The 23689-nt window shown below is 69.7% G+C and carries 17 protein-coding genes, 2 tRNA genes and 1 riboswitch; of the genes, 7 read left to right on the forward strand and 12 right to left on the reverse strand.

Annotated elements, in window-relative coordinates; translation table 11 throughout:
* Positions 1–9 precede the first annotated feature (9 nt).
* From ACG00X_RS01290 to argA, 4 genes are all read right to left on the reverse strand, one after another.
* Positions 10–2919, reverse strand: a complete 2910-nt coding sequence (locus tag ACG00X_RS01290) for a putative bifunctional diguanylate cyclase/phosphodiesterase (RefSeq protein WP_394486117.1) — start codon at positions 2917–2919, stop codon at positions 10–12.
* 541 nt (positions 2920–3460) lie between these two features.
* Positions 3461–3757, reverse strand: a complete 297-nt coding sequence (locus ACG00X_RS01295) for an H-NS histone family protein (protein ID WP_394486118.1) — start codon at positions 3755–3757, stop codon at positions 3461–3463.
* A 447-nt stretch (positions 3758–4204) separates the two neighbouring features.
* Positions 4205–4483 (reverse strand): oxidative damage protection protein, encoded by a 279-nt coding sequence (locus tag ACG00X_RS01300; protein ID WP_394486119.1) that lies wholly within the window; start codon positions 4481–4483, stop codon positions 4205–4207.
* A gap of 77 nt (positions 4484–4560) precedes the next feature.
* Positions 4561–5904, reverse strand: coding sequence for an amino-acid N-acetyltransferase (argA, locus tag ACG00X_RS01305; protein WP_394486120.1), 1344 nt, complete (start codon positions 5902–5904; stop codon positions 4561–4563).
* Positions 5905–5991: 87 nt separating this feature from the next.
* Between argA and ACG00X_RS01310 the strand changes: the two genes are divergently transcribed.
* From ACG00X_RS01310 to ACG00X_RS01340, 7 genes are all read left to right on the forward strand, one after another.
* Complete coding sequence (locus ACG00X_RS01310) at positions 5992–6384, forward strand: VOC family protein (protein WP_394486121.1); 393 nt, start codon at positions 5992–5994, stop codon at positions 6382–6384.
* 28 nt (positions 6385–6412) lie between these two features.
* Complete coding sequence (gene hrpA / locus ACG00X_RS01315; RefSeq protein ID WP_394486122.1) at positions 6413–10336, forward strand: ATP-dependent RNA helicase HrpA; 3924 nt, start codon at positions 6413–6415, stop codon at positions 10334–10336.
* A gap of 175 nt (positions 10337–10511) precedes the next feature.
* A complete protein-coding gene (locus tag ACG00X_RS01320) occupies positions 10512–12305 on the forward strand; it encodes an HDOD domain-containing protein (protein WP_394486123.1) in 1794 nt (597 codons plus the stop codon).
* A gap of 10 nt (positions 12306–12315) precedes the next feature.
* The gene (locus ACG00X_RS01325) at positions 12316–14706 is read left to right on the forward strand and encodes a protein kinase domain-containing protein (protein ID WP_394486124.1); all 2391 of its coding nucleotides are present in this window, start codon (positions 12316–12318) and stop codon (positions 14704–14706) included.
* Positions 14707–14932: 226 nt separating this feature from the next.
* The gene (locus ACG00X_RS01330) at positions 14933–15301 is read left to right on the forward strand and encodes a DUF4398 domain-containing protein (protein ID WP_394486125.1); all 369 of its coding nucleotides are present in this window, start codon (positions 14933–14935) and stop codon (positions 15299–15301) included.
* Between the two features lie 23 nt (positions 15302–15324).
* The gene (locus ACG00X_RS01335) at positions 15325–16236 is read left to right on the forward strand and encodes an OmpA family protein (protein WP_394486126.1); all 912 of its coding nucleotides are present in this window, start codon (positions 15325–15327) and stop codon (positions 16234–16236) included.
* Between the two features lie 57 nt (positions 16237–16293).
* Positions 16294–16710 carry a hypothetical protein gene (locus ACG00X_RS01340; protein ID WP_394486127.1) on the forward strand — a complete coding sequence of 139 codons (417 nt, stop codon included), beginning with the start codon at positions 16294–16296 and terminating at the stop codon, positions 16708–16710.
* A 172-nt stretch (positions 16711–16882) separates the two neighbouring features.
* Here the strand turns inward: ACG00X_RS01340 and ACG00X_RS01345 are convergent, their stop codons facing one another.
* From ACG00X_RS01345 to ACG00X_RS01380, 8 genes are all read right to left on the reverse strand, one after another.
* Entirely contained in the window at positions 16883–17227 is a 345-nt protein-coding gene (locus tag ACG00X_RS01345; protein WP_394486128.1) for a zinc ribbon domain-containing protein YjdM, read from the reverse strand.
* A 65-nt stretch (positions 17228–17292) separates the two neighbouring features.
* Positions 17293–17368, reverse strand: a tRNA-Asn gene (locus ACG00X_RS01350).
* A gap of 72 nt (positions 17369–17440) precedes the next feature.
* A tRNA-Asn gene (locus ACG00X_RS01355) sits at positions 17441–17516 on the reverse strand.
* Positions 17517–17552: 36 nt separating this feature from the next.
* A complete protein-coding gene (locus tag ACG00X_RS01360; protein WP_394486129.1) occupies positions 17553–19688 on the reverse strand; it encodes a TonB-dependent siderophore receptor in 2136 nt (711 codons plus the stop codon).
* Positions 19689–19756: 68 nt separating this feature from the next.
* Positions 19757–19861: riboswitch (TPP riboswitch) on the reverse strand.
* A gap of 88 nt (positions 19862–19949) precedes the next feature.
* Entirely contained in the window at positions 19950–21011 is a 1062-nt protein-coding gene (locus ACG00X_RS01365) for an NAD(P)/FAD-dependent oxidoreductase (RefSeq protein WP_394486130.1), read from the reverse strand.
* Between the two features lie 136 nt (positions 21012–21147).
* Positions 21148–21471 carry a ferredoxin FdxA gene (gene fdxA, locus ACG00X_RS01370; protein WP_394486131.1) on the reverse strand — a complete coding sequence of 108 codons (324 nt, stop codon included), beginning with the start codon at positions 21469–21471 and terminating at the stop codon, positions 21148–21150.
* Entirely contained in the window at positions 21468–22220 is a 753-nt protein-coding gene (cobA, locus tag ACG00X_RS01375; protein ID WP_394486132.1) for a uroporphyrinogen-III C-methyltransferase, read from the reverse strand. The genes fdxA and cobA overlap by 4 nt, the downstream gene beginning before the upstream one ends.
* Before the next feature lie 82 nt (positions 22221–22302).
* Entirely contained in the window at positions 22303–23589 is a 1287-nt protein-coding gene (locus ACG00X_RS01380) for a sulfate adenylyltransferase subunit 1 (protein WP_394486133.1), read from the reverse strand.
* Between the last annotated feature and the right edge of the window lie 100 nt (positions 23590–23689).

A 23689-nucleotide genomic window follows, 5' to 3' on the forward strand; every position in this document is an offset into this window, starting at 1 on the left:
CCCGACAGTTTAAAGACCGGCTTTCGTGGGCGCCTTGAGTTGGCCGATCCAGTGGTCAGCGGTGAAGCCCTGGATCCAGCCCGGCAGGCTGGCTGGCGGCATCGCCGCCGCGATGCCGTTGCCCTGGCCCAGGCGGCAGCCCAGGCGCAGCAGCTCACGGGCGTGGGCGCGGCTTTCGATGCCCTTGGCCAGCACGGCGCAGCCGATGTTGCGCCCCAGCCCGATGACGCTCTCCACGAGCGACAGGTCTTGCGCGTCACCCAGCATGCCCTGCACATAGCTGCGATGCAGCTTCAGCGTGTCGAAGGACAGCCGTTTCAGCGTGGCCAGATGCGAGTAGCCCGCGCCGAAGTCGTCCAGCGCGATGCCCACGCCGAGGTGCATGCAGCGCTGGATCAGGGCCTGCGTCGCGGCGGTCTCCGCCAGCGCATCGGACTCCAGCACGTCGAGGTGCAGCAGCCGGGCGACCGCGGCATCCTGGCGCTGCATCAGTTCCTGCAGGCGCTGCGGAAAGTCGGCGCGGTTCAGCTGCCGGGCGCCGACATTCACGCTCACCGGCAGGCCGCGTCCGCCATTCAAGCCCGCGTGCTGCCAGATCGCTGACTGGGCCAAGGCTTGTTCGATGACCCAGTCGCCCACCTGCACGGCCAGCCCGGTGGCCTCCAGCTGCGGCAGGAAGTGCGCGGGCGTGAGCAGGCCACGCTCGGGGTGCTGCCAGCGCAGCAAGGCCTCGACGCCCATCACCTGGCCGGTGCGAAGGTCGATCTGCGGCTGGTAGTGCAGCAGCAGCTCGTTGGCGTCGAGGGCTTGCTGCAGGCGGGCGGTGGCGATGAGGCCGGCTTCGTCGCGTTGGTCTCGCGCCGTGTCATGGAACTGCACGTGGTGGCGACCGGCATGTTTGGCGCGGTAGAGCGCGTGCCCGGCATGGCGCAGCAGGGTCTCCGGGTCAGCGTCGTCCAGCGGATAGACCGTGGCGCCCATGCTGGCGCCGATTTCAAGCACCAGGCCCTGGCCGACGCGGCTTTCGCGCAAGGCCACGGGCATCGACAGCTGTCGCAGAAGGCGGTCGACCGCGCGCTGCGCCTCCTCCGGCGTCTGCACGCGCAGCAGCACGCCGAATTCGTCGCCATGAAAGCGGGCGAGATGGTCGGCCGTGTCGGGCCAGTTGCCGCGAGCGCTGCGAAGCGTGGTTTGCAGCCGGGCGCTCAGCTGCAGCAGTACGGCATCCGCGACGAGCTGGCCGTGCTCGGCGTTGAGCCGGCCGAAGTCGTCGAGGTCGATGATGGCCACCACGAGCTTGAAGTTGTCCCGGTTTGCCGCCGCCATGGCCTGCTGCATCAGCCGTACGAATTCGTCGCGATTGGGCAGTCCCGTGGCGACGTCGTAGCGCAGGCTGCGACGCACCTGCTCCTGTTGGCGCAGGCTTTCCCCGAGATCGGTGAGGCCCAGCAGGCACCTGCGCGGGTGGGTGCCTGCGGCTTCCGGGACGGGGCTCAGGCGTGTGGCGAAGATGTGTTCCCCGCCGTCCTCCAGTGCCACCTTCAGCTGTCCGCTCCAGGGCTGCCCTTTATTCATCAGGGCTTGCAGTTCCGCCGGATCACGGCCGCTGCGTTGCAGATTGGCTGCGGTCAGCGGCGCAGCGGGGCGGCCGACAAGCGATTCCCGCGAAGCATGCAGCAGTTCGCAGAACGCCGGATTGACGTCGACGATGCGCCACTGCAAGTCCACGACGGCCAGCCCTTCGACGGTTTGCTGAAACAGCGTGGCAGACAGCCGCGCGCGCTCCTCGGCGGTGCGTTGCCAGGTCATGTCGGCCAGGGTGAGGATGAGACTGCGAGCGCGACCCTGGCGGTCGCGCTGGGCTGCGTGGGCTCGCAGCTCGTGCCATTGCCAGTCGCCGCCGTCCGCAGCCAGCCGTAACGACATGACCACGCGCTCGTCATCCGGGGTTGCGATCAGCTCGCGCAGCGCGCGGCGCACGGGCTCACGGTCTCGCGGGTGGACGGATCGCACCCAGTCCAGCGGTGCGCTGCCCGCCCGTGCATCGGGGTCGATGGGCGCCGTCAGTGTCAGCCAGCGGGCTGATGCATGGTGCCGCCCCCCGGGCAACTGCCATTCCGCCAGCGCGAGGCCCTGCGCGTCGAGCGCGCCGCGCCAGGCGTCGCGATCGCCCATCTGGCGTTGGTTGAGCGTAATGATGGCCAGCGGCATCAGGGCCAGCAGGGTTCCGGCGGCCCACGACAGCGGCGATGCGGGCGTTCCCAGCGCCCACAGTGCCAGCAGCCCCAAGCCGAGCGTCGCGTTGTGGCGCGGCGAGGCCTGCAGCGCGTGCAGGCACAGCAGCAGATGGGGGACCAGCAGCGCAGCCGGGCTGCCGGGTAGCCAGGGCGATGCCGCTTGCGCGGCGATGGCCGCAGCGGCAATCAGGTGGCCGGTCCGCCGTTCGTCGCGTCGTGGCCGCAACGTGCTGGCCTGCAGCAGCGTGCCGGTGCTCAGCAGGGCCAGCCCCCAGCCCCCGGCCAGCACGAGCGCGCCCGACTGAGCCTCGGGCCTGAGCACGCCGCCTGTGAGCAGCAGGGGCAGGCTGAGCAAGCCGGCGAGCAGCGGCGCCGCCAGGCCGGCCAGCAGCGCGAAGCCGGCGATGTCCTTGCCGGCAGCCAGGCGTCCATTGACGCCCAGCCGGTACAGCAGTCGGCGGTTCAGCAGTGCGGCCAGCAGCGGCAGCGCCAGGGTGCCGAGCACGGCGCCGGAACCGAGCAAGGCCGACGCCTGCAGCTCGGGGTGGCACCACAGGGGCAGGGCGCACCCCGCCAGCAGCCCGGCCATCACCAGTGGCAGCAGCCAGGCGCCCAGTCGCCACAGCGTCGCCAGGCCAATCGCGGCCAGCAACATCGGCACGAAGAGCTCCGATGCCGGCATGGCGCCGTTCGGCTGAGGGGGGCGAAGAGTCGTCGGCAGATCGCCGGCGCTGAGGGTCCAGGCGACGACGGCGCCGCCGGCAATGCCCGTCAGTGCGGCAATCCCAGTGCTGCGCCAGCGTCGCAGCCCGCGGCGGCTCTGAATGCGACGAGGACCGGCGGGCGGGGTGGTGGAGGGAGGGCCTCCGGGGAGGGTCGACATGGACGACCGCGTGTCGAGCGCGCCGCCGAGGCTGTCGTGCAGTGCCATGGTTCAGCACTGACCGTTGCAACGTGCCGAGGTTCTGGCGGGGCGGGAAGAGGGCGTGGCGCTGGCGGCGGTAGGCATAGCGGCAATCTCATCTCGGCGTCAGGGGGGCGGTTGTGGCGGGGAATCCCGTATCCAAACGTTGCGTCTGGAACAACCGGTGACGAGGCTGAGTTTAGGTGCGTGGCCGCTGCAAATGAAAAAGGCCACCGCAATGGTGGCCCTTGATTTGAGGGGGAGGCGTTCAGTCGCCGCCCCGAAGACGTGCAAACAAGCGCAAAGAGGTGCGCAGCGATTAAACGGCGAAATCGGTCAGCTTGGCGCCGCCGGCAATCGCGGCCTTCAGCCATTTGGGTTGCAGGCCGCGACCGCTCCAGGTTTCGCCCGTGGCCTGGTTGCGATACTTCGCAGCGACCTTGGAGACCTTGACCGGCTTCGGGGTGCGCACGCTGAGGTCGGCAATCGACAGGCCATATTCGGTCATCAGCGACTTAACCTTGTTGATGGCTTCGCTGCGTTCGCGTTCCTGGGTTTGATTGATCTGTTCATCCAGCGCGGCGCGTTGGGCCAGGAGATCCTTGAGACTGGACATGCTGCTATTCCTGTTGCGATTTGAGCGTTGAGACTCGCGGCGGTGGCCGCGCGGCCTCGGAGGCCTCGAGCTTATGGCAGGTCGAGTATCTCCGTGCCCGAATTAAATCGCGAGTTTGGGCATAAATGCAAGCGATTTTCGCCACTGCTTTGCAACTGTATGCCCTGCGCCGCAATAAATGGACATATGCACGAGCACCGCTTCTGTGCAGAGCCGGCAGGGCGCACTTACCTTTGGAAACTGCAGGCGTTGATCTGCGGTGGCGCGCGGGCGGGGCCGGTATTTGCGTGCCGGCGACAGAGGTATCGCCGGCCCCGCCGGGGCCTGTGGTGGTGGCGTGGGCCAGCAGGGCGGCGGGGCGCTGCGGGCGCGAGTGGAAATCAGCCGGCGGTGGTCGGAAACCCGGTAACGCCAATCAGCGCCGAAGCGGGTTTTGGCGCGTAGATGTCAGTTGGCCGGCGGCACGTAGCCAGCCACGGTTTCGGCGCCGGCGCCGAAGAAGAATTGGTCGGCCTGGCGCATCAGGTATTGGCGGGCGCGCAGGTCGGCGAGGTTCAGGCGATTTTCGTTGACCAGCATGGTCTGGTGCTTCATCCAGGCGGCCCAGGCCTCCTTGCTGACGTTTTCCCAGACCTTCTTGCCGAGCTCGGTGTGGACGGGATAGGGCGGGAAGTCCAGCCCTTCGGCTTCCTTCTTCAGATAGGCGCATTGAACGGTGCGGGGCATGGCAGGACTCCTGAGACGCGAGAAAGAAAAACGGCCCGCACTTTAGCTTGCGGGCCGTATCCAAGGGGATGGAGGGCTTAGTTGAATCGTTTGACGAGGACGAGCGAGCGGCGGTCCCAGTTGTATTTGCGCTTGCGTTCCTCGGGCAGCCATTCGGGGTCGACCTGCTGGAAACCGCGTTTGATGAACCAATGCATGGTGCGCGTGGTCAGCACGAAGATGCTGTCCAGCCCCATCGCCTTGGCGCGCTGTTCGATTCTCTTGAGCAACCGATCGCCATCGCCCTGGCCCTGCACTTCGGCGGATACGGTCAATGCCGCCATTTCCGCGGTGCGGGCTTCAACATAGGGATAAAGCGCCGCGCAACCGAAGATGACGCCGTCGTGCTCGATGACGGTATAGAGCTCCGCATCGCGTTCGATCTCCGTGCGGCTGCGCTTGACCAGCGTGCCGTCGCGCTCGAAGGGCTCGATGAGCTGGATGATGCCGGCCACGTCGTCGGAGCTGGCTTCACGCAGGCTCTCCAGCTTCTCGTCGACGACCATGGTGCCGATGCCGTCGTGCGTGTAGACCTCCTGCAGCAGCGCGCCATCCACCGCGAACGGGATGATGTGCGAGCGTTCGACGCCCGCCCGGCAGGCCTCGGCGCAGTGGCGCAGGTAGAAGGCCACGTCGGTCGGTTCGGGGGCCGGGCCGGCCTTGGCCACCATGCGTTCGGCGTCGGCCAGGGCCAGCTCGGTGTCGATGGGGCTTTCGGGGTCGGCCGGGTTTTCGGGCACGCCGGCGGATTCGCAGACGAACAGCAGCTTGTCGGCCTGCAGCGCGATGGCGGTCGACGTGGCGACATCCTCCATGCTGAGGTTGAACGCCTCGCCCGTGGGCGAGAAACCGAACGGCGACAGCAACACGATGGCGCCGATGTCGATGGCGCGCTGGATGGCGGCCCCGTCCACCTTGCGGACCAGCCCGGAGTGCTGGAAATCGACGCCGTCGACGATGCCGACGGGGCGCGCCGTCAGGAAGTTGCCCGAAACGACCCGCACGGTGGCGTTCGCCATCGGGGTGTTGGGCAGGCCCTGGCTGAAGGCGGCCTCGATCTCGAAGCGCAACTGGCCGGCGGCCTCCTGGGCGCAGTCCAGCGCGACCGCATCGGTCACGCGCCGGCCGTGGCTGAAGCGCGGGCTCTGGCCCTTGGCGGCCAGTTGCTCGTTCACCTGCGGGCGAAAGCCATGCACCAGCACGATCTTGATGCCCATGGCGTGCAGGATGGCCAGGTCCTGCACGAAGTTGTTCAGCTTGCCGGCCGCCACCAGCTCGCCCGGCATGCCGACGACGAAGGTTTCACCACGGTAGGCGTGGATATAGGGCGCCACCGAACGGAACCAGGGCACGAAAGTGTGGGGAAAGACAAGACCGGTCATGGGCCGGAATTGTGCGGCCTGACGAGCCGCACTTGACGCTGTCATGTCCGCCTTCGAGGATGACCTTTCCACCCCCTGGAGATCGCGATGAAGGACTATCAAGACATCTACATGACCCCGGGCGCGTTCAGCTGGAACGAGTTGTCCAGCCCCGACCCGAAGCAGGCCTGCGAGTTCTACGGCACCTTGTTCGGCTGGCGTTTCGACACGATGTCGATGGGCGACGGCCCCTATCACGTCATCAAGGTCGGTGACGTGGGTGTCGGCGGCATCATGGCGCAGCAGCAGCCCGGGCCGGCGCTGTGGGGTGCGTATGTGACGGTCGAGAACTGCGACGCGACGGCCGACAAGGCCCGGGGCCTGGGCGCGAAGGTGCTGGCCGGCCCGTTCGACATCCCCACCATCGGCCGCATGGCCGTGCTGCAGGACCCGCAGGGCGGCGTCGTCCAGGTCATCAGCTACTTCCCGCAGCCGGCGTAGGGCTTGCTTGCGGGACAATCCCGCGGCAATGAATTCCGAACGAACCGAGAGCCGGTCAGCAGCGGCGCAAGACCGCTCCCCAGCCGGCGCAGCCCCATCGCAGGGCAGCCCGCACAACGGGCGTGGGGGCCGACAAGCGCAGCCGGCCCTGTCCATTTCCTTCCCTGAGAGCCTGCCGGTCTCATCGCGCCGCGACGAGATCATGCAGGCGCTGGCTGAGCACCAGGTCGTCATCGTCTGCGGCGAAACGGGCTCAGGCAAGACCACGCAGCTGCCCAAGATCGCGCTGGCGATGGGGCGCGGCCGCGTGAACGGTGGCGGGCTGATCGGACACACGCAGCCGCGCCGCATTGCCGCCAGCAGCGTCGCCAAGCGCATTGCCGAGGAGTTGAAGACGCCGCTGGGCGAGGTCGTGGGCTACAAGGTGCGCTTCCAGGATCGCCTCTCGCGCGACGCCTCCGTCAAGCTGATGACCGACGGCATCCTGCTGGCCGAGACGCAGAGCGACCCGCTGCTCAAGGCCTACGACACGCTGATCATCGACGAGGCCCACGAGCGCAGCCTCAACATCGACTTCCTGCTGGGCTATCTGCGCGAGCTGCTGCCGCGCCGGCCGGACCTGAAGATCATCGTCACGTCGGCCACGATCGATGCGGACCGGTTCGCCAAACATTTCGAGTCCAGCAAGGGCCCGGCGCCGGTGTTGATGGTGTCGGGCCGGCTGTTCCCGGTCGAGCAGCGCTATCGCCCGTTCGAGGAGAGCCGCGAGTACGACCTGAACAACGCGATCTGCGACGCCGTGGACGAGCTGTGGCGCGAGGGCGGCGGCGACGTGCTGGTCTTCCTGCCCGGCGAGCGCGAGATCCGCGAGGCGGCCGAGGCGCTGCGCAAACACCACCCGCCGGGCGTGGACATCCTGCCGTTGTTCTCGCGGCTGTCCGAGGCCGAGCAGAACAAGGTGTTCGAGCCGCATGGCGCGCGTCGCATCGTGCTGGCGACCAACGTGGCCGAGACGTCGCTGACCGTGCCGGGCATCCGCTACGTCATCGACCCGGGCCTGGCGCGCGTGAAGCGCTACAGCTACCGCAACAAGGTCGAGCAGTTGCTGATCGAGAACATCAGCCAGGCGGCCGCCAACCAGCGCGCCGGCCGTTGCGGCCGGGTCAGCAATGGCATCTGCGTGCGGCTGTATTCCGAGAAGGAATTCAACGAGCGCCCGAAGTTCACCGACCCGGAAATCCTGCGCTCCAGCCTGGCCGGCGTCATCCTGCGCATGAAGTCGCTGCACCTGGGCGACGTGGAACGCTTCCCCTTCCTCGAGGCGCCGCGGCCCAAGGCGATCGCCGACGGCTACCAGCTGCTCAACGAGCTGGGCGCGACCGACGACGCCAACGAGCTGACACCGCTCGGCAAGGAACTGTCGCGCCTGCCGCTGGACCCGCGCGTGGGCCGGATGATTCTGGAAGCCCGCACGCGCGACGCGCTGACGGAAGTGCTGGTCATCGCATCGGCGCTGAGCGGCCAGGACGTGCGCGACCGCCCGCAGGAAGCGGCCCAGGCCGCCGACGAGAAGCACAAGAAGTTCGACGACGAGAAGTCGGAGTTCATGGGCTACCTCAAGCTGTGGAAGTGGCTGGGCGACTCGAAAGGCGGCGAGGGCGAGCACAAGCTGTCCCACCGCAAGCACGAGGCGTTGCTGCGCGAGAACTTCGTCAGCCCGCGCCGCGTGCGCGAGTGGCGCGACGTGCATTCGCAGCTGCAGACGGTCGTCACCGAGCATGGCTGGCGGCTGAACCAGAGTGACGCGACGTATGAGCAGATCCACCTGTCCATGCTGTCCGGCCTGCTGGGCAACATCGGCCAGAAGAGCGACGACGAGGACTGGTACCTCGGCGCGCGCGGCATCAAGTTCTACCGCCACCCGGGCGCGCACCTGAGCAAGAAGCCGGGCCGCTGGATCGTGGCGGCCGAGCTGGTGGACACCTCGCGCCTGTACGGCCGGGGCCTGGCCAACATCGAGCCGCAGTGGCTGCCGCCCATCGCCGGCCACCTGATCAAGACCCAGCTGCTGGAACCGCACTGGGAGAAGAAGGCCGCCGAGGTCGTGGCACTGGAGCGGGCCACGCTCTACGGCATCGTGCTCTACAGCAACAAGCGCGTGAACTTCGGCCGCGTGGATGCCAAGGCGGCGCGCGAGATCTTCATCCGGGAGGGCCTCGTCAACGACGAGCTGCCGGAAGACCTTGTCAAGCAGCTGCCCTTCATCGGCCACAACCGGCGCCAGATCAGCAAGGTTGAGGCGTTGGAGCACAAGTCCCGTCGCCAGGACGTGCTGGTCGACGACGAGCTCATCTACGCCTTCTACGACGACAAGCTGCCGCCGAACGTGTTCAGCGGCGCGACGCTGCTGAAGTGGTGGCGTGAGGCCAGCCGTGGCAACGACAAGCTGCTGCAGCTCAGCCAGGACGAGCTGATGCGCCATGAGGCGGCGGGCGTCACCAGCGAGGCCTTCCCCAAGGTCATCCGGCTGGGCGGTGTGGACTGCGCGGCGCAATACCTGCATCAACCGGGCGACGCGCGCGACGGGCTGACGGTGACCGTGCCCATCTTTGCGCTGAACCAGGTCAGCGAGGAGCGCGCCGAGTGGCTGGTGCCCGGCATGCTGGCGGCCAAGGTGACGGCGCTGCTGAAGAGCCTGCACCAGAAGCCGCGCGCGCGCCTCACGCCGCTGCCGGATTTCGTTGCCGAGTTCGTCGAGCTGCATCCGTTCGCCCAAGGGGGGCTCGTCGACGTGCTGCTCAAGGCCGTCAAGGAACGTACCCAGCTGGCCGTGCAGCGCAACGACTTCAAGCTGGAGCAGCTGGCGCCGCATCTGTTCATGAACTTCCGCGTCGTCGACGAGCATGGCCGCCAGCTGGGCCAGGGCCGCCAGCTCGCGGCGCTGAAGGCGGAGCTGGGCGGGCAGGCGAGGTCGGCCTTCCAGGCGCTGGCGGCGCTGAAGCTGCCGGCGGCCGAAGCGCCCAAGCCGGCGCCCGCGCCGGTGGCAGGCAAGGGCATCCGTGCCGAGGTCGTTGCAAAGAAGCCCGAGCCGGCCCGCGACGCGAATCAGGCGTACACCGACTGGACCTTCGGCGAACTCCCCGAGCTGCTGGAAGTCCGCAAGGGCGGCCAGACGCTGATCGGCTTCCCGGCGCTGATCGACAAGGGCGCGCATGTGGAGATCGAGGTGTTCGACGAGCCCGAGGTTGCCGCGGCCAAGCACCGCGCCGGGCTGCGCCGGCTCATCGCGCTGCAGTTGAAGGAGCCGCTGAAGTTCCTGGAAAAGAACATCCCCGACCTGCAGCGCATGTCGGTGCTCTTCATGGGCTTGGGCACGGCCGAGGAGTTGCGCGACCAGATCATCGGCGTGGCGCTGGACCGCGCCTTCCTGGGTGACCCGCTGCCCACCGACCCGTTCGCGTTCAAGAAGCGCATCGAAGAAGGCCGCAGCCGGCTCAACCTCATCGCCCAGGAAGTGGCGCGCGCCGTGCATGCCGTGCTGCAGGAGCTGGCCAACGCCACGCGCAAGCTGAAGGACTCACGCCCGGCCAAGGAGGTGGGCGACGACATCGCGGCCCAGCTGCAGCGCCTGGTGCCCAAGCGCTTTGCGCTCGACACGCCGTGGCCGCAGCTGCAGCATCTGCCGCGCTACCTGAAAGCCATCACCGGCCGGCTGGACAAATGGCGCGCCGACCCGGCCCGCGACACCAAGCTGATGAGCGAGGTCAAACCGCTGGAGCAGCGCTACACGCGCCGGCTGGCCGAGCTCAAGGGCGTGAGGGACGCGCGGCTGGACGACTTCCGCTGGCAGCTGGAGGAGCTGCGCGTGAGCCTGTTCGCGCAGGAGCTGCGCACGCCGCAGCCCGTCAGCGTGAAGCGGCTGGACAAGGTGTGGGCCCAGCTGACTGGCTGACCTCTTGCTTGCCGGAGTGGCCGAGGCTGGATCGTGAGCTGGTGCACGGAAGCGATCGATTGCACGAACTGGCGGTCGATTTCCGTCGCTATTCGGTGCTTCTTTCAGGTTCGCGCCAGCTCGCGTGGAGTCCAATGCGCGCATCACAAATGTCACTGTCTCGATCGTCCCCGTCGTGTCTGAATCCAGCCCCGCCGCCACGCCGCTGAGAAGCTTTGGACGCTTCGAGCTGCGCGCCCTGCTCTGCAAGAGCGGGCGCAGCCTCATCTGGCGCGTCTTCGATCCGCGCCATGGCCAGGAGCTGCTGCTGTGCATGCCGCGCGAGAAGCCCAACAGCGCGGCGGCGCTGGAGCATTGGCTGCGCATGGCCCAGGCCGGTGGGCGCGTGCAGCACCCCAACGTGGCACCGTTGTTCGAGGCGGGCCAGGTGGAGGGCTGGCCTTACGCCGCCTACGACCGCGCGTTCGGCGAGACGCTCGACGAACGCCTGGCGCGCCAATCCGCGCCGCTGCCGCTGGACGCTGCCGGCTGGGTGGCCCAGCTGCTCGAAGGCCTGGCCTTCGCCCACGAGGCCGGCCACGCGCACCGCGACCTGCAACTCGCCAGCGTCCTCATCGACGCGAACGACAAGGTCAGGCTGATGGGGCTGGAGGTGGCGCAGGAGGTGTTCCCGGCCTCGGTCGACTTCAGCACCGTGACCCGGCGCGCCGTGCGCGAGTCGGCCGAAGAGGACGTGTTGTGCGCCGGCCTGTTGCTCCACCGCATCCTCAGCGGCCGGCCGGTGCTGGAAGAGCCCGACCTGCTGGCCGTCGTGCAGCAGATGCAGCCCATCGGCCGGGAGATGGTGCGCCTGGGCTGGGAGACGCCGCACCCCATCCCCGACCCGCTGCGCGCCATCTGCAACCGCGCGACGGACCGCCAGCTGCGCCAGCGCTACCACCTCGCGCGCAGCTTCCTGCGCGCGCTCGACGGCTGGCGCCAGGCGGCCGCGCACGACGACGGCGGTCCCATCGTGCTGCTGCTCGACAAGCTGCAGCGCCAGGGCCATCTGCCCACGACGACGACCGGCATCCACCGCTTCACTGCCGGGTCGGGCCTGGAAGCCCAGCATGCGAGCGCGTTGTCGGAGATGGTGCTCAAGGACATGGCGCTCAGCCTGGAACTGCTGCGCCGTGTGAACAACGCACTGCGCCAGGCCGGGCATGGCGGCGACACGGTGCTCAACGTGCAGCGCGCCATCCAGATGATCGGCCTGGACGGGCTGCAGCAGGCGGCCAACGCGCTCAAACCCTGGCCGGGCCCGCTGCAGCCGGTGGCCGCCGAGATGCTGCGCAGCGTGATGGCACGCGTGGCCAAGGCCGCCCAGGTCGCGCAGGCGCTGCGCCCGGCGGGCTATGACGGCGAGGTCGTCTACCTGCTGACCATCATGCAGAACCTCGGCCGGCTGATGCTGCAGTACCACTTCCCCGAAGACGCGCAGCAGATCCGCCAGCTCATGGTGCCGCCCGAGCCGACCGAGGAGATCCCGAATCCGCCCTCGCTCAGCGAGCGGGCGGCCGCCTACGCCGTGCTGGGCTGCGACCTGGAGGCGCTGGGCATGGCCGTCGCGCGGCATTGGGGCCTGGGCGACGAGCTGCTGCAGATGATCCGCCGCCAGCCGCTGGACGCGCCGGTGCATGCGCCGCGCACGGATGCCGACACCTTGCGGCTGACCTGCAGTCTGGCCAACGAGCTGCTGGACGCGTTGGCCCAGCCAGAGGCGCGGCGGCGCGCCGGCGTGGAGGTGGCCACCCGTCGCTACGCCCGGGCGCTGGGGCTGGGGCTGCGCGAGGTCATGGAGGCGCTCAATCCCGGCGCCCAGCGGCCCGCAGCGTCCCCGCCTGCGCCGCTGCGCGGGGCGCCCGAGCGGCCCGCCGTCGTCACGCCCTCGCCGCTGCGCGAACGACTGACCGGCCGCGGCGAATCCTGAGCGTGGCGGCATGGTCGACGAACTCCCGCCCCAACTCGGCCGCTTTCGGCTGTTGAAGCGCCTGGGGGAGGGCGCGCAGGCCATGGTGTGGCTGGCGCACGACCCGCTGCTGGACCGTGAGGTCGCGCTCAAGCTGCTGAAGATGGAAGGGCCCGATGCCAGTGAAGCCGGCACGCTGGACGAATGGCTGCACGAGGCGCGGGCCGTCAGCCGGCTGACCCATCCCAACATCGTGCCGGTCTTCGAGGCCGACATGCAGGCCGGGCACGCCTACCTGGTCTTCGAGTACGTCAGCGGGGGCACGCTGAGCCAGCGCCTGCGGGCCGGGCCGCCGCTGACCGCCGCCGAGGCCGTCACGATCATGCTCGGCGTGCTCGATGGCCTGACGGCCGCTCATGCCGCCGGCATCGTCCACCGCGACCTCAAGCCCAGCAACATCCTGCTGGACGCGCGCGGCCGGCCCCGCGTCATGGACTTCGGCATCGCCGCGCGCGTGTCGTCAGGCGCTGCGGCGCCGGCGCGCATCATCGGCACGCCGGGCTATATCTCGCCCGAGGCCGCGGCCGGCGCGGCGCCACACCCGCAGATGGACGTGTTCGCGGCGGCCGTCATGCTGGCGGAGATGCTCAGCGGCCAGCGCCTGAACCACGACACCGACCCCTGGCGCGCCGTGCAGCGCGTGCGCACGACCGACCTGGTGCTGCCGTCGGGGCTGGGCAGCGATGTGGACGACGCGCTGCGATCCATCGTGCAGCGTGGCCTGGCACGTGACCCGGCGGCCCGCTGGGCGGGCGCGCGGCAACTGCACGATGCACTCGCCGCCTGGCTGCGCCCGGCGACCGAGCCCGATGCCGACGCGCAGGACGCGCCCGTGCTGGATTTCCTGTTGCGCCGCATGCGCCACAAGAGCGACTTTCCGGCGCTGTCCGAGGCCATGGCGCGCATCCAGCGGCTCACGCAGTCCGAGCACGAGAGCCTGGCCAGCCTGTCCAACGAGATCCTGAAGGACGTGGCGCTCACGCAGAAGCTGCTGCGCCTGGTCAACACGGCGGCCTACCGGCACACGGGCGGCGGCGGCATCAGCACCGTGTCGCGCGCCGTCGCGCTGATCGGCTTTGCCGGCATCCGCAACCTGGCGCTGAGCCTGGTGTTGCTGGAGCGCATGGAGAACAAAGGCCATGCCCAGCGGCTGCGCGAGGACTTCCTGCGTTCGCTGATGGCGGCGTCGGTGGCGCGCGAGCTGTGCACGGTGGAGCGCGAGGCCGAGGAGGCCTTTCTGGGCGCCATGCTGCACCACCTCGGCCGCACGCTCACCGAGTTCTATTTCCCCGAGGAGGCCGAGACCGTGCGCCGCCTGGCCAGCCCCGTGGACGACGGCCCCGCGCTCAGCGAGGCCACGGCCTCGGCCCAGGTGCTGGGCATGAGCTATGAGGCGCTGGGCCTGGGCGTGGCGCGCCAGTGGGGGCTGCCCGACAGCCTGCAGCGCGCCATGCGCCGCCCGCCTGGCGAGCCGCCGCTGCGCCGCGTGGAGGACCCGGCCGAGCGCCAGCGCTGGCTGGCCCGCGTGGCCAACGACATGGCCGACCTCATCCTCAACACGCCGCCCGAGCAGGCCCACGCCAGGGTGCGCGCGCTGGCGCAGCGGCATGCGCGCGCGCTGGGGCTGGGCGTGGAGGCGTTCGAGAAGGCGGCCGACACGGCGCGCCAGCGCCTCACGCAGGCCACCGAGGCGCTGGAGCTGCGGCTGCCGCAGCACTCCAAGGCGCAGCGCCTGCTGGCGCCGTTGCAGCCGTCGGTGCAGGACTCGCTCGCACAGCTGGAGCTGGCGCCGACGATGGTGCTGGACCGCCACGACGCGCCCGGCCAGCCCCAGGGTGCGGCCGCTGCCAGCGAGCTGCTGGCGGCCGGCATCCAGGAGATCACGGACACGATGGTCCACAGCTTCCAGCTCAACGCCGTGTTGCGCATGATCCTGGAGACCATGTACCGCGCGCTGGGGCTGCGCCGCGTCATCTTCTGTCTGCGCGATGCACGCGGCCAGATGCTGAGTGGGCGTCTCGGCGTGGGGGACGACGTCGAGCGCCTCGCGCCGCTGCTGCGCGTGGACCTGACCGCCCAGCCACCCGACCTGCTCGCCGCCGTGTGCCTGAAGGGGGCGGACACGCTCATTCAGGACGCTCGCGCGCCCAACATCGCCGCGCGGCTGCCCGCCTGGGTCGGCGACGAGATGCAGGCGCAGAGCTTTCTGCTGCTGCCGCTGGTGCTCAAGGGTGCGCCGCTGGGCCTCATCTACGCGGACCACCCGCGGGCCGGCGCCGTGGCGCTGGACGACAAGCAGCTGTCGCTGCTGCGCACGCTGCGCAACCAGGCCGTGATGGCCTTCAGGCAGGCCGCCGGCTGAGGCGGCCGCCCGCGCGCCGCGCGGGCGGGCAGCACGCAATCGCCACTGCCCTACAGGGGCGTAGGGCCCGTCCCACAACCCACGAGGCCCGAGGCCGACCTTCGGCGCGTGGCCCCTCCGACCCTGGCCGACACGCCGCTTGCGAATACTGCATGGGCAGTCCGCTGCAACAGAGCCGACCCGGTGGCCCGCCGCCGAACGGCCCGTTCATAACCAGGAGTTCCAGATGAATCCGCAATCGATGAAGACCAAGGGCCGTGTCGTCCTCGTGGCGTGCGCTGCCGCTGCGCTGGCGGCCTGCGCCTCGGCCCCGGAGCCCAAGGAGCAGATGGCGGTCGCCAATTCGGCCGTCGACCAGGCCACCGGCAACGCCGCCGAGGCCCCGGCCGAATTGGCCACCGCCCGCGACAAGCTGGCACGCGCCAACGCCGCGATGGCTCGCCAGGACTACGTTGCCGCCCGCCAGCTGGCCGATGAAGCCGCTGCCGACGCAGCACTCGCCCAGGCCACGGCGCGCTCCGCCCGCGCCGGCCGTGCGCTGGCCGAAGTGCGCCAGAGCATCCAGCAGCTGCAGAGCCAGCTGAACCGTTCCTGAGCATCCGAGAAAGAGGACCCACGATGAGAACCACCGCCACCCTGACCGCCCTGGCCGCCGCCGCCCTGATGGCCGCCTGCGCCAGCGCCCCCACCGTCACTCCCGGCCTGCAGCAGGCACGCGCCACGGTGCGCAGCGCCGAGTCCGACCCGGCTGCGCTGAAGTACGCATCGCTGGACGTGAAGAAGGCGTCTGACTCGCTCAAGCGCGCCGAGGAACTGAGCGCTCACCGCGAAGCGCCGGCCGACATCGACTCGGCGGCCTATGTCGCCACCACGCAGGCCCGCACGGCACTGGCGCTGGCCAAGGCTGCGCGCGAAGAGGAGGCCATCAAGACGGCCGAGGCCGACCGCGAGCGCGCCCGTGCCGACGCCAATGCCCGCCGCGCCAACGCCGCCCAGGCCCAGGCTGCCAATGCGCAGATCGCTGCGGCCAACGCCAGCGCCGATGCCGACGCCGCACGCCAGCAGGCCGCGAGCGCGCAAGCCGACGCCGCCACCGCCCAGGCCCAGGCCGCCGCGCTGCAGCAGGAGCTGGCCGAACTGCAAGCCAAGCAGACCGACCGCGGCATGCTCGTCACGCTGGGCGACGTGCTGTTCGAGTTCGGCCGTGCCGAGATCAAGCCGGGCGCCCAGACGGCCGTGGCCAAGCTGGCGCACTACCTGAACCAGCACCCGGACCGCCGCATCCTGATCGAGGGCTTCACCGACAGCGTCGGCAGCGACTCGGCCAACCTGACGCTGTCGCAACGCCGCTCGCAGGCCGTGGCCGACGCGCTGCGTGCCCAGGGCGTGGACACGTCGCGCATCAGCACCCGCGGCTACGGCGAGCAATACCCCGTCGCCAGCAACGAGAGCTCGTCCGACCGCGCGCTGAACCGTCGCGTCGAGGTCTACATCTCGAACGACAGCCAGCCGGTCCGCGCACGCGGCTGAGCCTGACCCCGGCGCGGCCCGCCGGGCCGCGCTGCCAACCCGTCCAAGGAGATCGCGATGACCATCACCTTCACTCCCCTGCGATGCGTGGCAGCCGCCCTGCTGGCATTCGGCGCCGTGGCTTCTCACGCTGCCCCCGCCGGCAAGCCGTTGGACCCGGTGCGCCTGCAGTACGAGCGCGAACGCGCCGATTGCATGATGGGCCGTACCCACCAGCCGCGAAACGTGTGCCTGCGTGAAGCCCGCGCGGCCTACGCCGAGGCGCGCAGCGGCCAGCTCAGCCGCGCGAACGACGGCCCCCAGCAATGGCAGGCCAACGCGCTGCAGCGCTGCCAGGCGCACCCGCCCGAGGACCGTGACCTGTGCGAGCGCCGCGTGCGCGAGGGGCAGGTGATGGGCAGCGTCGACGGCGGCGGGCAGATCACCACGCTGACGGTGCGTTCGACGGACATCGCCCGTTCGTCGGGCGGCTGAGGCCCGCAGGCCACCCAGCTGGGAGAAGCCGTGGTGGCCTAGCGCCATGCCGGCGTCGAGGATGGGCACACGGCGGTCGATCTGTCCTGGCGCCGTGCTGCTTCAGTGCAGCCGGCCACTGGCAGTTCAGCTTCTCGGCCTCAGCCACCGCCGTTGGTGTGGCCGAGGCTGCTCACGCCTTCTTCACGAACTCCGACTTCAGCCCCATCGCGCCGATGCCATCGATCTTGCAGTCGATGTCGTGGTCGCCATCGGTGAGGCGGATGTTCTTGACCTTGGTACCGACCTTCACGACCAGCGACGAGCCCTTGATCTTCAAGTCCTTGATGACGGTCACGGTGTCGCCGTCCTGCAGCACGTTGCCCACGGCATCCTTGATCACGCGGGCCTCGTCGGCGGCCGCGGCGGGTGCTGCCTGGGCCGACCACTCATGGCCGCACTCGGGGCAGCTCAGCTGGTCGCCATCCTGGTAGGTGTAGGCGGAATGGCACTTCGGGCAGGCGGGCAGGGTGGACATGGCGGCTCCTGTAGAGCGTGACTAAAGAAAAAGCCTCATCCGCTTGCGCGAATGAGGCTTTGATTTGGCTCCCCGACCTGGGCTCGAACCAGGGACCTACGGATTAACAGTCCGGCGCTCTACCGACTGAGCTATCGAGGAATTGACTTCTATGTCGGCACGTCAAGCGGTTGCGACGTGCGTCTTTTTTGTTCGCCTTGCGACGAGATTCTGTGGCTCCCCGACCTGGGCTCGAACCAGGGACCTACGGATTAACAGTCCGGCGCTCTACCGACTGAGCTATCGAGGAACAGAGCCCACGACTATAGCAGTTTTTTCGGCCGCGTCACAGTTTGATCTCGAGACTTGCACGGAAAGTTCGTGGCGCGAGGGGGTAGAGGTAGCTGTGCTCGTATTGCCAGGGCGACTCGCGCCAGGCTCGGCGGTTGGCGAGGTTGTCGATGGCGGCACGCCAGATCCAGGTCTGGTTGCCCGCGCCCTGCAGGTAGCGCAGGCCGGCGTCGGCGACGGTCCACGCGGGCACCGAGACGCTGTTGTCGGGCGTCGCGTAGCGCCGCCCCTCGTAGCGCAGCCCGAGTTGTGCCTGCAGGCCGGGCAGCAGGTCCTGGCGGACCTGGGCCTTGACGGCGCTCTGCGGCACGTTGGGTGGCTTGCGGCCGTTGGTGCTGGCGTCGCTGCTGCCTTCACGGCGCGCGTGCAGCCACGTGGCGCTGGCGAACACGCCGCCGCCCTGCCACTTCAGGTCGGCGCTGGCTTCGAGGCCACGGTGGCGCTCGTCGCCGTCGATGCGGCGCTCGCAGCTGTCGACGTCACCGCAGGCTGCGAACCCGGGCAGCGCGATGTCCTGCGACGCCGGGCGGCGGATGTCGAACACCGTGAGTGCGCCTTCGACGCGCTGCGTGCCGGTCTTCAGGCCGACCTCGGTCTGCCGGCTCTTCAGCGCCGGCAACGCCTGGCCGTGGTTGATGTACATCGGCAGGTTCGGTGCGACCTGGCTCTCGATGCCTTGGCCCCAGCTGGCGTAGAGCAGCCAGTCGGCGGCGATGGCATGGCTCACGGCCAGCCAGGGCGTCGTCACGCCTTGCGAGTAGTTGGTCGGTTCGGAGCCGTCGGTGCCCACGCTCCGGCGGTGCAGCCGGGTGTGGCGCAACCCGAGCCAGGCGCTCGTGTCGGCGCTGAGTGCCACGTGATCGCGCAGGTAGAGCTCGTTGCTGCGTTCGTCGCGGTTGGTGTTGGCGTAGGCGAGCGTGGGGTCGGCCGGCGTTACCGCGCTGCCATCGATGTTGCCGGTGCCGACGCCGTTGTAGGCCTGGCCCTGCGAGCGGCTCTTGAAGCGGCTGGTCAGCCCACCGACGGTGAGGTCATGGCGCAAGCCCGCGAGCTGCAGCGGGCCGCTGGCGGACAGGTCCAGCGCCGTCGTGTCGCGGTGCTCGTGCTCACTGCGAAAGTCGTAGAGGTCGTAGCTGCCATCGGGGCAGAAGCTGGAGGCGTAGTAGGTGCCGTCGGCGGCCGTGCAGCCGAAGGCGTAGGCGAGCCTGTCGTCGGTGCGCAGGCGTTGCAGGCCCAGCGACGCCTGGGCGCGCCAGTCACCGGCCAGCTTCTGCTGCACGCGCAGCGATGCGTGCGTGTTGTCGAACACGACGGGCTGGCTCCAGGGCTGGTTGTTCAGGTTGAGGTTGGGGTCGATGCGCTTGGCGTCGGGCAGCGTGTTGCCCAGCAGGCTGAAGGCTTGCTGGCTGGGCTGGGCCTGGTGGTTGAACTCGACCTCGGCCTCGATCAGCGTGCTGGCGCTGACGCGCCAGTCGGTGGCGACGGCGACGGTGTTCGAGTGGCCCTGGCTGTTGCGCAGCGTCGGCTCCAGATGGGCGGCCGCGAGGTTCACGCGCAGGCCGAACTCGCGTTGGGCGCCCAGGCGCTGCGAGTGGTCGACGCTGGCCTCCACCGTGCCACCCTGGATGGCGCCGACGGTGAGCGTCGTGGCGTCGTCGGCCAGTGGGCGCTTGACGACGAAGTTCACGAGGCCGGCGGGCGAGCTGGTGCCGGCCTGGATGCCGGAGCTGCCTTTCAGGATCTCGATGCCCGACTTGTTGGCCAGCGACAGCGCGGTCTCGCCGCTGATTGGCAGGCCGTCGCGGCGCAGGTTGAAGCGGTTGTCGAGATCGAAACCGCGGATCTTCAGCTGCGACCAGTAGCCGACGGGGTTGTAGGCATCGGAGACCGACGCATCCAGCTTGGTGATGCCGGCCAACTGGTTGATGCCCAGGTCGTCCAGCCGTTCGGCGGACAGGCTCAGCGCCTGCATGGGCAGCTTGGCCGGCGGTTCGCTGAAGCCGGTCAGCGACGGCGCGGCTTCGGCGGCCTTGCCGGTCACGGTGACGGCGGGCAGCGTCTGGGCGGCCGCGAGGCCGGATGCGAGCAGGGCGGTCGCCGTGGCGATGTGGGAAAGAGAGGAGCGTGCCATCGGAATGCGAAGCGATGGCAGGTCGGCAAACGAGAACGCGCCAGGCCCGGAGACGGGTGATGGAGGGCCGGGCGGGTCGGCTGCTTCCCTGCGCGAGGATTACCTCAATCAGGTTCAAAGGGACTGTCTCAGTCGCACTGGCCGTGGCCGGTGCAACACCCCTAGCGAAGCGCGCTGCCGGAAGCAGCGCGTGGGCGGCATTCTATGGGCTGGCCGCCCGCCGGTGCGGGCGCGCCGAGTCAAGCAGCGCTGGTGGCCGGGTCAGTCGGCGGCGGGGGGCGTGACGCCGAGCCGCTCGTGCAGCTTGGGGCTGGTCGTCGTGTACTGCAGGTGGATGGTCTGCCCCGGGAAGACGCGCTCGGCGGCCGCGAATGCCGCGAGCGTGGCTTCGTGGAAGCCGCTGACCAGCAGCTTGCGTTTGCCGGGGTAGTGGTTGATGTCGCCGACGGCGTACACGCCGGGCAGCGAGGTCTCGAAGCGGGCGGTGTCGACCGTGACCAGCTTGCGCTCCAGCGCCAGCCCCCAGTCGGCGATGGCACCGAGGCGCGGGCTCAGGCCCAGGCGCACCAGCAGCAGGTCGGCCGCCAGCGCCTGCGTTTGCGCGTCGGCGTCGAGGATGTCCAGCCCTTGCAGCCGGTCACCGGCCAGGCGCAGTGCCACCGGCTGGCCGACGGCAACCCGCACGCGGCCGGCGTCGCGCAGCGCCTGCAGGCGGGCCAACAGGTCGGCCGGGGCCTTGAAGGCGTCCTTGCGGTGCACCAGCGTCACCTCGGCGGCGAGGCCGGTTTCGGCGAGCTGGACGGCGGCGTCCACGGCCGGCGCCTCGCCACCCAGCACCAGCACGCGCCGGCCGGTGGCGTCGAGCCCGTCGAGCTGGTGATGGATCTGCCCGCCTTCGAGCGCCTCGGCGCCGTCCAGGCGCAGGCGCTTAGGCTGAAAGGCGCCCACGCCGGCCGCGATGAACACGGTGCGCGCCAGCCATCGCGTGCCCGCAGTCGATTCGACCTGGTAGCGGCCATCCGGCAGCGGTTGCAGCGCCGTGACCTCCTGGCCCAGGTGCAGCGCCGGCGCAAAGGGGCGGATCTGCTGCTGCAGCCGCTCGATCAGCTCAAGCCCGCTGCACATCGGCACGCCGGGTACGTCGTAGATGGGCTTGTCGGCGTAGAGCTCGGCGCACTGGCCGCCCACGTGGGGCAGGGCGTCGACCACGTCGGCGCGCATGCCCAGCAGCCCGAGCTCGAAGACCTGGAAGAGGCCCACCGGGCCCGCGCCGACGATGACGGCGTCGGTCTCGATGATCGGAGTGGCACTGCTGTTCGTCATGGCGATGTCGCCTCAAGGGGTTTGGCGAGCGCTTCGCGCCTCGCGCCATCCAGCGACTCCCGCCGATCTGGCTTTGCCAGGCGGCCGGGAGTGCCCCCTTGAGGGGGCGCGCGAAGCGCGTAGGGGGGGCTCGTTTCTAGCGAATCAGCTCGGGCAGCTTGCCCGTCTTGTCCTTCCACTCCTCGGCGTCGGGCAGGGCGGGCTTGCGCTTGGTGATGCTGGGCCAGTTCTTGGCCAGGTCCGCGTTGATCTTGATCATGTGGATCTGGTCGCCCGGGACATCCTCCTCCGGCATGATCGCGTTGACCGGGCACTCGGGGATGCAGACGGCGCAGTCGATGCACTCGTCCGGGTCGATGGTCAGGAAGTTCGGGCCTTCGCGGAAGCAGTCGACCGGGCAGACGTCGACGCAGTCGGTGTATTTGCAGCGGATGCAGGCTTCGGTGACGACGTGGGTCATGAGCGGCTCTGATTGTTAAGGTGCCCCGGTTCGGGCGAAACGACGATTTTATTGGAGGCCGGGAGCGCGCCCGTCCCAACGATGAGAACGGCGGGGCGGCCGCCGTGAACAGGTGCAGCGTCGGCGAGGTCGCGCAGCAGGTGTTCGCTGGTCTGCGCATCGGCGCAGCCCGCGCGGCTGACGACCAGCGCGGGCGTGTCCGGCGGCCAGCCGGCGGCCAGCAGCTTCGGGCCCAGCGTGTCGAGCTGGCGTCCGGCCATGTAGAAGACTTCGGTGTCGGCCGACAGCGCCGCGCGCAGCTCGCCCTCGGCCGTCATGGCCGTCGTGAGGCTCACATTGCGGCCGCGGCCGCGGCGCGTCAGCGGGCGTTGCGTCAGCGCGGCGGCGGCTGACGCGGCCGTGACGCCGGGGATGACCTCGCTGGCGATGCCGGCATCGGCCAGGGCCTGCAACTCTTCCTCGAGCCGGCCGAAGACGCTGGCGTCGCCGCCCTTGAGCCGCACGACGACGGCATGCTGCTGCGCGGCCTGCACGAGCAGCGCGTTGATTTCGGCCTGCTTGGCCGAATGCTCGAAGCCACGCTTGCCGACGGACACCCAGCGGGCCTGCGGGGCGAGGTCTTGCAGCGCGGGGTCGGCCAGGGCATCGGCCAGCACGACGTCGGCCGTGGCCAGCGCGCGGGCGCCGCGCACCGTGATGAGGTCTGCCGCGCCGGGGCCGGCGCTGACGAAGATCACGCGGCCCGTCACCGGCACACCCGTCGCGCTTCGTGCGGCCCCGCCAAGCGGCAGCGAGCTTGCTCGGGGCGGCCCGGCGCGGCGCTCCTGCCCATCACCAGTCCTCTTCGGTGGTGGCGGCCTGGCGATCCACCAGCAGCGCGCCGCTGGTGCGGTGGCTGGTGGGGTCCACGACGATCAGCGCGCCGCCGACGCGGTTGTCGGCAAAGGGCTCGACGGGCAGCTCGTGCTGCACTTCCATCTGCACGCGGCCGATCGTGTTGACGGGCAGTTCGTGGGCGTCCTGCGGTGTCAGCGAGTTGATGTCGAGCACGGAGTCGATCGCCGAGATGCGCGCCTGCACCCAGCGGTTGCCGTGGCGCACCCAGTATTTGCGGCCGGGCTTGGCGGGCTCGGTGTCCAGCCAGGCCAGCGTGGCCGGGAAGGTCTTGGCCTGCGCAGCCGTGTTCGGCGTGACGATCCAGTCGCCGCGGCTCACGTCCAGCTGGCGGTCCAGCACCAGGCCGGCCGAGTCGCCGGCCGCGGCGCTGGCGACCGTCTCGCCGGCCAGGCGCACTTCGATGACCACGGCGCTCTGCTTCGACGGCAGCACCTCGATGGTGTCGCCGGCCTTCACCGCACCGTGAGCGATGCGGCCCCACAGCACGCGCGGCTGCACGCCGGTGCCTTGCGACTGGTAGGCGTCCTTCTGCACGTATTGCACGGGCAGGCTCAGCGGTGCGTCGGTGCGCTCGGTGCTGCTGGGCAGGCGCTCCAGCACCTGCAGCAGGCTCTCGCCGCTCCACCAGGGCGCGTCCAGCGGCTGGGTCACGTTGTCGCCGCGCAGCGCGCTGACGGGCACCGTGGCGGCCACGTTCAGGCCGGCGGCGGCTGCGAACTTGTCCAGCGCCGCCTTGACCTTGGCGAAGCCGGCGCCGGGGTCGGCGAGTGCATCGATCTTGTTGACGGCGAACACGAGGCTGGGCACGCGCAGCAGCTGGGCCAGCAGCGAGTGGCGGCGGGTCTGCGGCAGCAGCGTGACTTCGTCTTGCGTCAGGTCCAGCTTGGTGATGTCCACCAGCACGACGGCAGCGTCGCTGCCGGCTGCGGCCGTGACCATGTTGCGCGTGTACTGCTCATGGCCGGGCGCATCGGCAATGATGAACTTGCGCGTCTTGGTGGCGAAGTAGCGGTAGGCCACGTCGATGGTGATGCCTTGCTCGCGCTCGGCCTCCAGGCCGTCCGTCAGCAGGCTCAGGTCGATGGGCCGGCCGGCGGCGCGGCGCTCCAGCGTGTCGAGCTGGTCGGCCAGGATGGCCTGGCCGTCGAACAGCAGGCGGCCGATCAGCGTGCTCTTGCCGTCGTCAACGGAGCCCGCAGTCAGAAATCTCAGTGCCTTCATGTCAATTCTCAGTATTCGTTAGCGCTGACGCTGTGGGCCAGCAACCCATCACAATCCAGTGACTGCCGCGGAACCGGCTTTGCCGGGCCGCTGGCAGTGC

The organism is Pelomonas nitida, assembly GCF_043555975.1.
GTDB lineage: Bacteria > Pseudomonadota > Gammaproteobacteria > Burkholderiales > Burkholderiaceae_C > Pelomonas > Pelomonas nitida.

Excerpts from the sequence above, each read along its gene's own strand:
- ACG00X_RS01330 (WP_394486125.1), top strand. The coding sequence starts at position 14,933 with ATGAATCCGCAATCGATGAAGACCAAGGGCCGTGTCGTCCTCGTGGCG.
- hrpA (WP_394486122.1), top strand. The coding sequence starts at position 6,413 with ATGAATTCCGAACGAACCGAGAGCCGGTCAGCAGCGGCGCAAGACCGC.
- ACG00X_RS01290 (WP_394486117.1), bottom strand. The coding sequence starts at position 2,919 with ATGCCGGCATCGGAGCTCTTCGTGCCGATGTTGCTGGCCGCGATTGGC.
- ACG00X_RS01310 (WP_394486121.1), top strand. The coding sequence starts at position 5,992 with ATGAAGGACTATCAAGACATCTACATGACCCCGGGCGCGTTCAGCTGG.
- argA (WP_394486120.1), bottom strand. The coding sequence starts at position 5,904 with ATGACCGGTCTTGTCTTTCCCCACACTTTCGTGCCCTGGTTCCGTTCG.
- ACG00X_RS01365 (WP_394486130.1), bottom strand. The coding sequence starts at position 21,011 with ATGACGAACAGCAGTGCCACTCCGATCATCGAGACCGACGCCGTCATC.
- ACG00X_RS01325 (WP_394486124.1), top strand. The coding sequence starts at position 12,316 with ATGGTCGACGAACTCCCGCCCCAACTCGGCCGCTTTCGGCTGTTGAAG.
- ACG00X_RS01300 (WP_394486119.1), bottom strand. The coding sequence starts at position 4,483 with ATGCCCCGCACCGTTCAATGCGCCTATCTGAAGAAGGAAGCCGAAGGG.
- fdxA (WP_394486131.1), bottom strand. The coding sequence starts at position 21,471 with ATGACCCACGTCGTCACCGAAGCCTGCATCCGCTGCAAATACACCGAC.
- ACG00X_RS01360 (WP_394486129.1), bottom strand. The coding sequence starts at position 19,688 with ATGGCACGCTCCTCTCTTTCCCACATCGCCACGGCGACCGCCCTGCTC.
- ACG00X_RS01295 (WP_394486118.1), bottom strand. The coding sequence starts at position 3,757 with ATGTCCAGTCTCAAGGATCTCCTGGCCCAACGCGCCGCGCTGGATGAA.
- ACG00X_RS01345 (WP_394486128.1), bottom strand. The coding sequence starts at position 17,227 with ATGTCCACCCTGCCCGCCTGCCCGAAGTGCCATTCCGCCTACACCTAC.
- ACG00X_RS01335 (WP_394486126.1), top strand. The coding sequence starts at position 15,325 with ATGAGAACCACCGCCACCCTGACCGCCCTGGCCGCCGCCGCCCTGATG.
- ACG00X_RS01340 (WP_394486127.1), top strand. The coding sequence starts at position 16,294 with ATGACCATCACCTTCACTCCCCTGCGATGCGTGGCAGCCGCCCTGCTG.
- ACG00X_RS01380 (WP_394486133.1), bottom strand. The coding sequence starts at position 23,589 with ATGAAGGCACTGAGATTTCTGACTGCGGGCTCCGTTGACGACGGCAAG.